Here is a 13486-nt window from a genome sequence, read left to right as displayed (position 1 = left end):
CCGTATTCTTCGGCGACTCTATTCCAGCACAACCAGGATTCCGACCGCAGTCCAGAATTCATGGATTATTTTTGGACAGCACGAAGGCCCCGACGGGGAGCCGGGGCCTTCGAGGGGGACGGGGGTGCTGGTCTCGGGTGGATCAGATGGAGACGCCGTGCGAGCGGAGGTACGCCACGGGGTCGATGTCCGAGCCGTAGTCGGCCGTGGTGCGGGCCTCGAAGTGCACGTGCGGTCCGGTGACGTTGCCGGTCGCGCCGGACAGGCCGATCTGCTGGCCGGTGGTGACGGTCTCGCCGACCGACACGCTGAGCGAGGACATGTGGGCGCACAGCGTGTAGATGCCGTCGCTGTGCCGGATCACGACGTTGTTGCCGTAGGCCGAGTCGAAGCCCGCGGTGACGACGGTGCCGGCGCCCACGGCGTGGACCGGGGTGCCGGTGGACGCGGTGAAGTCGACGCCGGTGTGGTAGCCGGAGGACCACATGGAGCCGGGGACCTTGTAGCCGGTGCCGATGCCGCTGTTGACGGGCAGCACGAAGGAGTTGAGCTTCCTCCGCTCCTCCGCGGCACGGGCGGCGCGGGCCTCGGCGGCGCGCTCTGCCTTGATCTTCGCCTCGGCGGCGGCCTTCTTCTTGGCGGCCTCGGCGGCCTGGGCCACGCGCTTGGCCTCATCGGCCTTCCGCTTGGCCTCGGCGGCCTTGCGCTTCGTCTCGTCGGCCGCCTTGTGCTGGGCGGCGGCCTGGGCGGCGAGGGAGTTGGTGAGGCCCTCCGAGGCGTCGAGGGCGCGAGCGAACGACGTGTCCTCGATGGTGTTGGGAACGACGGCGCGTTCCGGGGTGGAGAGCGCGGTGGCCGCGGTGGCGCCGAAGGTGCCGGCTGCGGTCAGAACGGCTACGCCGGCCAGGGTGGTCCCGGTGCGGAGTGCGGCACGACGGGGACGGCGGTGCTTCCCGCTGGGCGCGGGCAGAACAGTGAACGCCATGGGTACGGCGAGATCCTTTCCTTCCTTCTCGCCTACCGGGTTAGCTGACGGGTTCGGAGCAGGAAGGTCTCCTACGGGCTGCCTCGTGTGGTGAGGACGGCCCGATTCACCCCAGGGACGTGGGTCCCCGGCTCCCCAGGCTCGCGCTGACGGGGACTCGGCGATCACTGCCCGGTTGCCGCTGGTCGCGGCGGATGGTGACGGACAGCAGAGCAGGACGCTAATCGGACCGCGTCGGTTACGGCAAACAGATCAGGTGATTTGTTGCGTTCGCCACAAGGGAGGTTTGCGGGCCGATAGAGATCCAAAACGCCCGGAACCCCGGCGCCCCAAGGGGTGCGCCAGGGTTCCGCCGCGCATCGGGACGGCGCCCGCGAGGAGGGCCGTCCACCCGTCCCCGGTAGGGGACGGCCGCCGCCGGAGGCCGGTCAGCCGGCCGCGATGACCTTCACCGGGCCGAGTCCCAGCTCCGTGACGGGTCCCTCGATCGCCGAGGCGTCGCCCACGAGGACGACGACCATGCGTTCCAGCGGGAAGGCGCTGACCACCGCGGCGGTCGCCTCCACGGTGCCGGTCCGCGCCAGCCGCGCGTACATCTGGGCCTGGAAGTCGTCCGGCAGGAACTGCTCGACCTGGTCCGCGAGCGTGCCGGCGACGGCCGCCGCCGTCTCGTAGCGCAGCGGAGCCACCCCGACGAGGTTCTGCACGGCGACATCGCGCTCGTCGTCGGTGAGCCCCTCGGCCGCCAGGGTGCGGATGACCTGCCAGGCGTCGGCGAGCGCGGGTCCGGTGACCTCGGTGGCCACCGAGCCGCTGATGGCGAGCAGCGAGGCGCCCGTCCCCTCCTGTGTGGACAGGAGCACCTGGCCGAAGGCCCGCACGCCGTACGTGTAGCCCTTCTCCTCGCGCAGCACCCGGTCCAGCCGGGAGGTCAGGGTGCCGCCCAGGCAGTACGTGCCGAGCACCTGGGCCGCCCAGACCGGGTCATGGCGGTCGGAGCCGGTACGGCCGATCAGCAGCTGGGTCTGCACCGCGCCCGGCCGGTCCACGATCACCACGCGCGCGGTGTCGTCGGCGGTGATCTGCGGCAGCGGGCGGGGCTCCGCGGTCGAGCCGGTCCACTCGCCGAGCGTCTCGTCCAGCAGCGCGACCAGGTCGATACCGGTCAGATCACCGACGACGACGGCCGTGGTGGTGGCGGGACGCACGTACGCCTCGTAGAACGCCCTGACGGCCGCGGCGTCGATCCTCGCCACCGTCTGCTCGGTGCCCTGGCGCGGGCGGGAGCAGCGCAGATCGGCGGGGAACAGCTCCGCGGAGAGCGCCATGGAGGCGCGGCGGGCCGGGTTGGCCAGCTCGTGCGGGATCTCGTCGAGCCGGTTGTTGACCAGCCGCTCGACCTCGCTGTCGGGGAACGCGGGGGCGCGCAGGGCGTCCGCGAGCAGCCCGAGGGCCTTGTCCAGCCGGGAGGCCGGGACCTCCAGCGAGACCCGCACGCCCGGGTGGTCGGCGTGCGCGTCGAGCGTGGCGCCGCAGCGCTCCAACTCGGCGGCGAACTCCTCCGCGGTGAGCTTGTCGGTGCCCTCGGAGAACGCGCGGGCCATGATCGTGGCCACCCCGTCCAGGCCCTCGGGTTCGGCGTCCAGCGGCGCCGAGAGCAGCACCTCCACCGCGACGACCTTCTGGCCGGGACGGTGGCTGGTGAGCACGGTCAGCCCGTTGCCGAGCGTCGACCGGTCGGGGGCCGGGAAGGCCCACGGCTTGGGGGCGCCCGGCTGCGGCTGGGGGTGGAACGTCATGGTCGCGGCGACGTCGGTCACTGGTCCGCGCCTTCCTGCTCGGTCTCGTCGGCCGCCTCGTCGGGCGAGCCGGTGGGCTCGTAGACCAGGACGGCTCGGTTGTCGGGGCGCAGCCGGGCCGCGGCGACGGCCTGCACTTCCTCGGCAGTGATCTCCAACACCCGCTGGACGGCGCTGAGCGCCAGCTGCGGGTCGCCGTAGAGCACCGCGAAACGGCACAGCTCGTCGGCGCGGCCGGCGACCGTCGCGAGCCGGTCCAGCCACTCGCGCTCCAGCTGGGCCTGGGCCCGTTCCATCTCCTGCGGGGTGGGCCCCTCGGCGGCGAAACGGGCCAGCTCCTCGTCGACCGCGGCCTCGATGTCGGCCAGTTCGACGCCGCTGGACGCCTTGATGTCCAGCCAGCCGAGCGACGGCGCGCCGGCCAGCCGCAGCAGGCCGAACCCGGCCGCCACGGCGCTGCGGTCGTGCCGCACCAGCCGGTTGTGCAGCCGGGACGACTCACCGCCGCCGAGCACGGTCAGCGCCAGGTCGGCGGCGTCGGACTCCCGGGTGCCGTCGTGCGGCAGCCGGTACGCGGCCATCAGGGCGCGCGAGGGCACGTCCTCCTCGACGATCTCGCGGAGCTGTCCGCCCATCACGTCGGGCAGTGATCCGTCGCGGGGGGCGGGCTTGCCGTCGTGGCCGGGGATGGTGCCGAAGTACTTCTCGACCCAGGCCAGCGTCTGCTCGGGGTCGATGTCGCCGACCACGGCCAGCACCGCGTTGTTGGGCGCGTAGTACGTGCGGAAGAACGCCCGCGCGTCCTCCAGGGAGGCCGCGTCCAGATCGGCCATCGAGCCGATCGGGGTGTGGTGGTACGGGTGGCCGTCGGGGTAGGCCAGCGCGGTCAGCCGCTCGAAGGCCGTGCCGTACGGCACGTTGTCGTACCGCTGGCGGCGCTCGTTCTTGACGACGTCGCGCTGGTTCTCCAGGCTCTCCTCGTCGAGCGCGGTGAGCAGGCTGCCCATCCGGTCGGCCTCGAGCCACAGCGCCAGCTCCACCTGGTGGGCCGGCATCGTCTCGAAGTAGTTGGTGCGTTCGAAGCTGGTGGTGCCGTTGAGCGAACCGCCGGCGCCCTGGACCAGCTCGAAGTGACCGTTGCCCTTCACACTGGACGAGCCCTGGAACATCAAGTGCTCGAACAGGTGGGCCAGTCCGGTCCGGCCTTTCACCTCATGACGGGAACCGACGTCGTACCAGAGGCACACCGAGGCGACCGGGGTGAGGTGGTCCTGGGAGAGCACCACACGCAGGCCGTTCGCCAAGCGGTGTTCGGTTGCTGTCAGGCCGTCGGAGTCCTGCGGCTGTGTGCCGTCCGACGTGGCCGTGAGACCCATGGGCAAGCTGTCCTTCCGGTCGCGTGCACTTGTCTTGGTCGAGTGCTGACACTCTAGGCAAGCGTGCCGACACCACGCGAAGTTCCCGCTAACGGCACGCTTGTGCCGGGCGGTGGTCACCACTGTCAGTGAGCCGGTCCACAATGGTCCGCGTCAGTCCCGCTCAGGTCCAGGAAAAGGAGCAGCAGCCGCGATGGCCCGCCGCACCACGAAGACCCCTCCTCCCGACGACTTCGAGGAGCGCATCCTCGACATCGACGTCGTCGATGAGATGCAGGGCTCCTTCCTCGAGTACGCCTACTCGGTCATCTACTCGCGCGCCCTGCCCGATGCCCGCGACGGGCTCAAGCCCGTGCACCGGCGCATCGTCTACCAGATGAACGAGATGGGGCTGCGCCCCGACCGCGGTTACGTGAAGTGCGCCCGCGTCGTCGGCGAGGTGATGGGCAAGCTGCATCCGCACGGCGACGCCTCCATCTACGACGCCCTGGTGCGGATGGCGCAGCCGTTCTCCATGCGGCTGCCGCTGGTCGACGGGCACGGGAACTTCGGCTCCCTGGGCAACGACGACCCGCCCGCCGCGATGCGTTACACCGAGTCGAAGATGGCCGGGGCCGCCACGCTGATGGTGGAGTCCATCGACGAGGACACCGTCGACTTCTCGCCCAACTACGACGGTCAGGAGATGGAGCCGGTCACGCTCCCGGCCGCCTACCCGAACCTGCTGGTCAACGGCTCGTCGGGGATCGCGGTCGGCATGGCGACGAACATGCCGCCGCACAACCTCGGCGAGGTCATCGCCGCCGCCCGGCACCTGATCAAGCATCCGGGCGCGGACCTCGAGACCCTGATGCGCTTCGTGCCGGGTCCCGACCTGCCCACCGGCGGCCGGATCGTCGGCCTGGCCGGGGTGCGGGACGCGTACGAGACCGGCCGTGGCACGTTCAAGATCCGTGCCACCGTGGCCGTCGAGGACACCTCGCCGCGCCGCAAGGGCCTGGTCGTCACCGAGCTGCCGTTCACGGTCGGCCCGGAGAAGGTCATCGCGAAGATCAAGGACCTGGTCGGCGCGAAGAAGCTCCAGGGCATCGCCGATGTGAAGGACCTCACCGACCGGTCGCACGGCCTGCGCCTGGTGATCGAGGTCAAGAACGGCTTCCACCCCGAGGCCGTGCTGGAGCAGCTCTACAAGCTGACGCCGATGGAGGAGTCCTTCGGCATCAACAACGTGGCGCTGGTCGACGGGCAGCCGCTCACGCTGGGCCTCAAGGAGCTGCTGGAGGTCTATGTCGACCACCGCTTCGAGGTGGTCAGGCGGCGCAGCGAGTTCCGCCGCACCAAGCGCCGGGACCGGCTGCACCTGGTCGACGGCCTGCTCGTCGCCCTCATCGACATCGACGAGGTCATCTCGATCATCCGGTCGAGTGACAATTCGGCGCAGGCCAAGGAACGGCTGATCGCCCACTTCTCGCTGTCCGAGATCCAGACCCAGTACATCCTGGACACCCCGCTGCGCCGGCTCACGCGGTTCGACCGCATCGAGCTGGAGTCCGAGCGCGACCGGCTCAACGCCGAGATCGAGGCGCTCACGGTGATCCTGGATTCGGACGCCGAGCTGCGCAAGCTGGTCTCCAACGAGCTCGCGGCGGTGGCCAAGCAGTACGGCACCGACCGCCGCACCGTCCTCCTGGAGTCGGCGGGCGCGCCGGTCTCGGCCGTCCCGCTGGAGGTCGCCGACGACCCGTGCCGGGTGCTGCTGTCCTCGACGGGGCTGCTGGCGCGGACCGCCAACGGCGAGGAGTTCGACGACGGCGAGGGCAAGCGGGCCAAGCACGATGTGATCGTCTCCGCGGTGCCGACCACCGCGCGCGCCGACGTCGGCGCGGTCACCTCCGCCGGCCGGCTGCTGCGGCTCACGGTGATCGACCTGCCGATGATGCCGGACACGGCGGGGGCGCCGAACCTGGCGGGCGGCGCGCCCGTCTCGGAGTTCCTGTCCCTGGAGACCGGCGAGCGGGTGCTCTGCCTGACGACGCTCGACGAGTCCTCCCCCGGTCTCGCGCTCGGCACCGAACAGGGCATCGTCAAGCGGGTGGTCCCGGACTATCCCGCGAACAAGGACGATCTCGAGGTCATCGGCCTCAAGGACGGCGACCGGGTCGTGGGCGCCGTGGAGCTGCGCACCGGCGAGGAGGACCTGGTCTTCATCACCGACGACGCCCAGCTGCTGCGGTACCCGGCCTCGCAGGTGCGCCCCCAGGGGCGCCCGGCGGGCGGCATGACCGGCATCAAGCTGACCGACGGGGCGAAGGCGATCTCCTTCACGGCCGTCGACCCGGCCGTGGACGCGGTGGTGTTCACCGTGGCCCGTGCCGAGGGAACGCTCGACGGTTCGGTCCAGGGCACCGCCAAGCTCACCCCGTTCGAGCAGTATCCGCGCAAGGGCCGCGCGACCGGCGGGGTGCGCTGCCAGCGCTTCCTGCGCGGTGAGGACGGTCTGGTGCTCGCCTGGGCGGGCGCGGTCCCGGCCCGCGCCGCGACGGCGACGGGCCTGCCCGCCGACCTTCCCCCGAAGGACCCCCGCCGGGACGGTTCAGGGGTGGCGCTGGCCAAGCCGATCACGGTGGTGGCCGGACCGGTCTAGGGCGTGTGTCGAAAGGAGCGCTGTTCGCCCGGAGGGCGTGGCCCACGGCGTCTGGTGCGTGCGCTCGCAAGGCGGAGGGTCGTCCTCGTACTGGTCGTACGTGGACGAGCCCGACAACGCAGCGAGGGCGTGTGCCAGGCGTCGTGGGCCAGGCGGGACTTTCGCAACACGCCCTAGGCACCGGGTTCACCCGGGAGCGAGCGAACAGGGCGCGGCACCATCGGTGCCGCGCCCTGTCGCGCTCCGGTTAGGCTGCCCTGTGTGAGTACGTGCACGAACGCTTCGGCGGAGCTGGCCGAACCGCTCGCCGCCACCGCCGCCACCGCCAGAACATGGCTCCTGCTCGAACAGCCCGGTCCCTGGGGCGCGAAGGCCTTCACCGCGAGCCATCTGGATCCGGTGGTGGGCCGGGCCCTGGAAAAGGCCGCGGACGGCACCGGCGTCAGGGTCGCGCTGATCCGGCGTCCGGGACGCCACGCGGACTGCCACGTCCCGTCCCGGCACCACGTGCTCGTCGCCCATGTGGTTCCCGGGCGGTCCTGGGTCCGGCAGGACGTGATCGACGATCCCGCCGCCCTGCTGGAGCTGGATTTCCCGGCGCTGGGCGCCGGGGCGCATCAGGAATTCGGCGAGCCGCACCACGAGCCGGTCGCGCTCGTCTGCACCAACGGCAAACGTGACCGCTGCTGCGCCCTGTACGGCCGCCCGCTCGCCGCGCGGCTGGCGGCCGAGGGCGTCAGCGACGTCTGGGAGATCACCCATATCGGCGGCCACCGGTTCGCCCCCACCATGCTCGTCCTGCCGTCCGGCTACGCCTACGGGCGGGTCGACGCGGACCTGGCGCACGGAGTGCTCAAGGCGGCCCGCGACCACCGGATCACGCTCGACGGCTGCCGGGGCGCCTCCGCCTGGGACCGGCCGGGCCAGGCCGCCGACCTCGCGGTGCGTTCCCTGACCGGCGAGGTCCGGGCGGGAGCGCTCGTGGTGACGCGCACGGACGGCTCGGCGCCGTCCTGGACGGTGCGGGTGACGCACGCCGACGGCCGGGCCTGGGACGTCGGCGTCACCGGGTCCGCGGCGCTGCCGCCGCGCCCGGAGAGCTGCGGAGCGGCCCTCGGCTCGCCCGCCCGGATGGATGTCACGGGGATCAGGGCGGTGGCCGGGGGCCGCTGACAGCGGCGGCGCGGGGGCCGGACGGGGTGCGGATCAGCCGGCCTTCTTCACGAACTCCGAGGTGTAGGTCTTCTCCAGGTCCACCGTGGCGTGCTGCAGGGTCGGGTTGAAGGCCTTGAGGACCTTCTCGACGGTCTGCGGCCCGTCGGCCGGCATGACGCCGTCCTTGGTGAACATCGGCAGCGTGGCCTTGATCGCCTGGGCGTACAGCTCCTTGCCGCCCTGCGCGTAGTCGGCCGGCATCTTCGCGGCGATCTCCTCCGGGGTGTGCGTGGACATCCAGCCGAGCGTCTTGACGAAGGCGTTGGCCATCTTCTGCACCGTCGCCTTGTGGCTGTTCACCCAGTCGGTGCTCATGTAGAGGCTGGACGACGGGTAGAGGCCGCCGAGCGCCGCCTTCGAGCCCTCAGGAGTGCGCATGTCGTACAGCACCTTGCCGATGCCCTTGTCGAGGATCTGCGCGACGGTCGGGTCGGTCGTCATACCGCCCTGGATCGAGCCCTGCTGCAGGGCGGCGATGAACGTCTGGCCCGCGCCGACGGCGACGGGTGTGAAGTCGCTGACGTCGACGCCGTTCTTGACGGCGAGGTACTTGGTGAGGAAGTCGGTGGAGGATCCGAGGCCCGTCACGCCGAGCTTCTTGCCCTTGAAGTCCTTGGCCGAGGAGATGTCGCCGGCCGCCTTGGTGGAGACCACCTCGACCTCGCCGGGGGCCTGCGCCAGCTGCACCACGGACTCGATGATCTTGCCCTTGACCTGCAGGTCGAGGGTGTGGTCGTAGAACCCGACGACGCCCTGCACATCGCCGGAGACCAGCGAGGTGGTGGCCTGCACGCCGGCCGGCTCGGTGAGCAGCTGGACGTCGAGGCCCTCGGCCTTGAAGAAGCCGAGCTGCTGGGTGAGCATCGCGGGCAGGTAGATGACCTTGTCCAGGCCGCCCACCATGATCTTGACCTTGCCGTTGTCGCCCGCCGCCGAGGAGTCGCCGCAGGCGGTGAGGGTGGTGAGGGCGAGCGCTCCGGCGACCGCGGCCGCGGAGATTCTGGCCATGCTGCGCATGTTCACGTCCTTGTGAGGGGGTGGAGAATGTGGAGGGGGTACGGGGATCCGGGTGTTCGGGTCTCGCGGAACCGGGCTCACGTCCGCGGGGTCCCCGCGTCCGGATCCCGGGCGATCGGATGTCAGCGTTCGGTGCCTGGCTCCGCCGGCTTCCAGCGGAACAGCCGTTTCTCGCCGAACGTCAGCAGCCCTTCGGCCAGCAGTGCCACCACGGCGAGGATCACCATGGCCGCGTACACCCCGGCCGCGTTGAAGGTGCCCTGCGAGGCGGAGACCAGCAGGCCGAGGCCCTTGGTCGCCCCGATGTACTCGCCGACGATGGCGCCGATCAGTGCGAAGCCGAACGAGACGTGCAGGCTGGTGAAGATCCATGACGTGGCGGACGGGATGACCACCTGCAGCGTCACCCGGCGGTTGCTCGCGCCGAGGATCCGGGCGTTGGAGACCAGGTTGCGGTCCACCTCCCTCGCCCCCTGGAAGGCGTTGAAGAAGACCGGGAAGAAGACCAGGACGACCGCGGAGGCGACCTTCGAGGCCGGGCCGAGGCCGAACCAGATGAGGAAGATCGGCGCCAGCACGATGCGCGGCAGCGCGTTGAAGACCTTGATGTACGGGCCGAGGACGTCCGCCAGGAAGCGAACCCGGCCGAGCGCGATGCCGAGCAGCACACCGGCGATGACGCCGATGATCCAGCCGAAGAGCGCCTCGTAGAGCGTGTACCAGATCTGCTCCCACAAGGAGCCCTGCGCGGTGCCGTGCAGCGCCCACTCACGGATCTGGTCCCAGATCTTCGACGGCATCGAGAAGTTGAACGGATCGATGATCCCGGCGCGGGCGAACCACTCCCACAGGCCGATCACGGCGACGAGCAGCAGCAGACGGGTCCCGTAGACCAGGACCCGGCGGTTGCGGGCGGCCCGCGCCCTGGCCTGGGTGCGCTCGGTGGACGCCTTGGCGGGCCGGTCCTTGGTGGTGACGGTGACGGTGTCGGCGACGGCGGTTTCAGGCTGCATTGCCGGCTCCCCTCTCGCGGGTGATGCGGACCTCTTCGCCCAGCGAGGACCAGATCTCCCGGTAGATCTCCAGGAACCGCGGTTCCATCCGGACCTCCTCGACCTTGCGCGGCCGTGGCAGGTCGATCGTGAAGACCTCCTTGACGGTCGCGGGTCCTGCCGTCATGACCACGACCTTGTCGGCGAGGGCGATGGACTCCTCCAGGTCGTGCGTGACGAACACGACGGAGGAGCCGGTGCCGGCCCACAGGTCCAGCAGTTCGTCCGACATCAGCGCCCGGGTCTGCACGTCGAGCGCCGAGAAGGGCTCGTCCATCAGCAGGATCTCGGGATCGTTGACGAAGGTCGCGGCGAGCGCGACGCGCTTGCGCTGGCCGCCCGACAGCTGGTGCGGATAGCGGTCCTCGAAGGACGTCAGGCCCACCCGGGCCAGCCATTCGCGGGCCCGTTCCTTCGCCTCGGCCTTGGGTGTGCCGCGGAAGCGCGGACCGGCCATCACGTTGGACAGCACGGTGCGCCAGGGGAAGACGGCGTCCTGCTGGAAGACGAACCCGACCTTGTCGCCGATGCCGCGGACCGGCTCGCCGGCCACCAGCACCTCGCCCTCGGTCGGCTCCTCCAGGCCGCTGACCAGGGTCAGCGTCGTGGACTTGCCGCATCCGGTCGGTCCGACGATCGCGACGAACTCGCCGCGCTCCACGGTCAGGTCCAGATCACGTACGGCGGTGTGCAGCGCCCCGGACGGGGTCCGGAACGCCTTGCTCGCTCCCCGCAACTCGATGGCGGGACTCGTTTGACTGCTCATGGGGCGGGACGCTAGGCGCGGCCCGGGTCGTGGCGGCAGCCTTGTGAGCACAGGGCGCCTTCTGCTCACAACCGCTGTTCTGCTCGTTTTGCTCGCTCCCGCACAACGAAAGCGAAACGGAGGGTGGGCATCCGCCTCTATGGCGTTTACGTTGCGTTCACAGCCGGGACACGGCGGCACGCCGTGGCAGCGAACCGTTGTGAATCATCCGTTATCACCGCACATCACCACAGCAGAAGGAGACCGCATGCGCATCCGGTGGCCGCGTCGCGTCTCCGCACAGGTTCTGCTGACCCAGGTCGCGATCACCACGGGTGTCACCGTGCTGGCCACCGGGCTCTTCCTGGCGCCGCTGAGCCACCAGCTCGACGACCAGGCGATGCGTCGCGCCCTGTCCATCGCGCAGACCGCCGCGGCCGAACCGCAGATCGCGGATTCGCTGCTCACGTCGGAGCCCACCCCCGACGGGCCGGTCCAGGCCGAGGCCGAGCGCATCCGCCACGCCACCCGGGCCGAGTACGTCGTCGTGATGGACCTCAACGGAACGCGCTGGTCGCACACGACGGAGGACCGGATCGGTGAGCATGTCTCCACCGATCCCGGCGAGGCGCTGGCCGGTCAGGAGGTCATGCAGATCGACAACGGCACCCTGGGCCGCAGCGCCCGGGGGAAGGTGCCGCTGCGCGACAGCAGCGGCCGGATCGTCGGCGCGGTCTCCGTCGGCATCGCCTACGACAGCGTCCGCGACCGGCTGCTGGGCGCGGTCCCTGGGCTGCTGCTGTACGCGGCCGCCGCGCTCGCGGTGGGTGTGCTGGCCGCGATCGGCGGCTCCCGAAGGCTACAGCGCCGCACCCACGGGCTCGCGTTCGCCGACATCTCCTCGCTGCTCGACGAGCGCGAGGCGATGCTGCACGGCATCCGGGAGGGCGTCGTGGCGCTCGACCGGCAGGGCAGGATCCGGCTGGTCAACGACGAGGCCGGGCGGCTGCTCGGGCTCGGCCCCGACGCCACCGGACACGTCCTGGACGACGTCCTGCCGCCGGGCCGCACCACGGACGTCCTGACCGGCCGGGTCGAGGGCACCGACCTGCTGACGGTGAGCGGCGGCCGGGTGCTGGTCACCAACCGGATGCCGACCGGTGACGGCGGCGCGGTCGCCACCCTGCGCGACCGTACGGAACTGGAGCTGCTCGGCCGGGAGCTGGACAGCACCCACGGGCTGCTGGACGCGCTGCGCGCCCAGGACCACGAACACGCCAACCGGCTGCACACCCTGCTGGGCCTGCTGGAACTGGGCCTGCACGACGAGGCGGTGGAATTCGTCGTGGAGGTCGCCGACACCCACCGGTCGTCCGCGGAGCAGATCGCCGAGCAGGTGCGGGACCCGCTGCTATCCGCCCTGCTGGTCGGCAAGGCGGCCATCGCCGCCGAACGCGGGGTCGCCCTGCGGATCTCCGCCGCGACCGGGCTGCCCGACCGGGTGGTCGATCCACGCGATCTGGTGACCGTGCTGGGCAACCTCATCGACAACGCCCTGGACGCGGCGTCCGCGCACCGCACCGCCGACTCCTTCGTGGAGATCGAGCTGCGGACCGAGGAGGACACCACCGCTGTCCTGCGGGTCTCCGACACCGGCCCCGGGGTGCCGCCCGAGGCCCGCGACCTCATCTTCACCGAAGGCTGGTCCACGAAGGAGCGGCCCGCGCACCGCGGCCGGGGGCTGGGCCTGGCGCTGGTCAGGCGGCTCGCCGAGCGGTACGGCGGCATCGCCCGGGTCACCGCCCGTGCGGGCGGCGGCGCGGTCTTCACCGTGGTGCTGCCGGAGGCTCTCGTCGCGGAGGACGTCAGCGGCCGCCTGACCGGCCACCCCACCGAACGCGATCAGCTCGCCGCGCTCACGGAGCTCACCGGCGCAAGGGAGACACGATGATCGAGGTACTGGTCGTGGACGACGACTTCCGCGTCGCCGAGATCAACGCGGCCTACGTGGCGAAGGTCCCCGGCTTCCGGGTGGCCGGCCGCGCCCATACCGCCGCCCACGCGCTGGCGACCCTGGAGCGCACCCGGATCGACCTGATCCTGCTCGACCACTATCTGCCGGACGAGACGGGCCTGACGCTGATCCGCCGGCTGCGGCAGCTCGGCCACCACGCCGACGTGATCATGGTGACCGCCGCCCGCGATGTCGCGACCGTCCAGGCCGCGATGCGGTGCGGCGCGCTGCAGTACCTGGTCAAGCCGTTCACGTTCGCCGGGCTGCGGGCCAAGCTCGACGGGTACGCGGCGCTGCGCCGCACCCTGGACGGGGTCGGCGGGGGCGGCGAGGCCGGCCAGGAGCAGGTCGACCGGATCTTCGGTGCGCTGCGGACGGCGGGAGCGGCCTCGGCCGAACTGCCCAAGGGCCACTCGGCGCCGACCGCGGAACTGATACGGCGGGTGCTGCGCGAGGCCGGGCATCCGCTGTCCGCCCATGAGGTCGCCGAGCTGGCCGGGTTGAGCCGCTCCACGGCGCAGCGCTATCTGAAGTACCTGGAGCAGGCCGGGCGGATCGGCCTGACCCTCAAGTACGGCGACACCGGCCGCCCCGAGCACCGCTACGCCTGGGCGGCGGCGGACTGACCCGGTGCACGGG

General features: G+C 71.2%; 10 protein-coding genes and 1 riboswitch. Of the genes, 4 read left to right on the top strand and 6 right to left on the bottom strand.

Annotated features, from left to right (window positions below; translation table 11 throughout):
* Positions 1 to 142: 142 nt before the first annotated feature.
* The 3 genes from C8250_RS31310 to C8250_RS31300 form a co-directional block, all read right to left on the bottom strand.
* Positions 143 to 985, bottom strand: coding sequence for a M23 family metallopeptidase (locus tag C8250_RS31310; RefSeq protein ID WP_138357491.1), 843 nt, complete (start codon positions 983 to 985; stop codon positions 143 to 145).
* A gap of 14 nt (positions 986 to 999) precedes the next feature.
* Positions 1000 to 1158, bottom strand: a riboswitch (cyclic di-AMP (ydaO/yuaA leader).
* Between the two features lie 255 nt (positions 1159 to 1413).
* Entirely contained in the window at positions 1414 to 2805 is a 1392-nt protein-coding gene (locus C8250_RS31305) for a pitrilysin family protein (RefSeq protein ID WP_138357490.1), read from the bottom strand.
* On the bottom strand, positions 2802 to 4160 hold the full coding sequence (locus C8250_RS31300; protein ID WP_138357489.1) for a pitrilysin family protein: 1359 nt from the start codon (positions 4158 to 4160) through the stop codon (positions 2802 to 2804). Before C8250_RS31300 ends, C8250_RS31305 begins: the two co-directional genes overlap by 4 nt.
* A gap of 193 nt (positions 4161 to 4353) precedes the next feature.
* On the opposite strand from C8250_RS31300, the gene C8250_RS31295 reads away from it, so the two are divergent.
* Together C8250_RS31295 and C8250_RS31290 are read left to right on the top strand one after the other, a co-directional pair.
* The gene (locus C8250_RS31295; protein WP_138357488.1) at positions 4354 to 6804 is read left to right on the top strand and encodes a DNA topoisomerase IV subunit A; all 2451 of its coding nucleotides are present in this window, start codon (positions 4354 to 4356) and stop codon (positions 6802 to 6804) included.
* Between the two features lie 261 nt (positions 6805 to 7065).
* Positions 7066 to 7977: a sucrase ferredoxin gene (locus tag C8250_RS31290; RefSeq protein ID WP_138357487.1), complete on the top strand. Its 912-nt coding sequence runs from the start codon at positions 7066 to 7068 to the stop codon at positions 7975 to 7977.
* 33 nt (positions 7978 to 8010) lie between these two features.
* Here the strand turns inward: C8250_RS31290 and C8250_RS31285 are convergent, their stop codons facing one another.
* The 3 genes from C8250_RS31285 to C8250_RS31275 form a co-directional block, all read right to left on the bottom strand.
* Positions 8011 to 9036: an ABC transporter substrate-binding protein gene (locus tag C8250_RS31285; protein WP_138357486.1), complete on the bottom strand. Its 1026-nt coding sequence runs from the start codon at positions 9034 to 9036 to the stop codon at positions 8011 to 8013.
* A 122-nt stretch (positions 9037 to 9158) separates the two neighbouring features.
* Positions 9159 to 10049: an ABC transporter permease gene (locus C8250_RS31280; RefSeq protein ID WP_138357485.1), complete on the bottom strand. Its 891-nt coding sequence runs from the start codon at positions 10047 to 10049 to the stop codon at positions 9159 to 9161.
* Positions 10039 to 10854: an ABC transporter ATP-binding protein gene (locus C8250_RS31275; RefSeq protein ID WP_138357484.1), complete on the bottom strand. Its 816-nt coding sequence runs from the start codon at positions 10852 to 10854 to the stop codon at positions 10039 to 10041. The genes C8250_RS31280 and C8250_RS31275 overlap by 11 nt, the downstream gene beginning before the upstream one ends.
* A gap of 247 nt (positions 10855 to 11101) precedes the next feature.
* Here C8250_RS31275 and C8250_RS31270 point away from each other — a divergent pair, with 247 nt between their 5' ends.
* Both C8250_RS31270 and C8250_RS31265 read left to right on the top strand, forming a co-directional pair.
* Entirely contained in the window at positions 11102 to 12784 is a 1683-nt protein-coding gene (locus C8250_RS31270; RefSeq protein WP_138357483.1) for a sensor histidine kinase, read from the top strand.
* Entirely contained in the window at positions 12781 to 13473 is a 693-nt protein-coding gene (locus C8250_RS31265) for a response regulator (protein ID WP_138357482.1), read from the top strand. The genes C8250_RS31270 and C8250_RS31265 overlap by 4 nt, the downstream gene beginning before the upstream one ends.
* The last annotated feature ends 13 nt before the right edge of the window (positions 13474 to 13486 follow it).

Source organism: Streptomyces sp. So13.3, assembly GCF_005860785.2.
Taxonomy (GTDB): Bacteria; Actinomycetota; Actinomycetes; order Streptomycetales; family Streptomycetaceae; genus Actinacidiphila; species Actinacidiphila fildesensis.
This window is presented reverse-complemented; position numbering and strand designations above follow the sequence as displayed.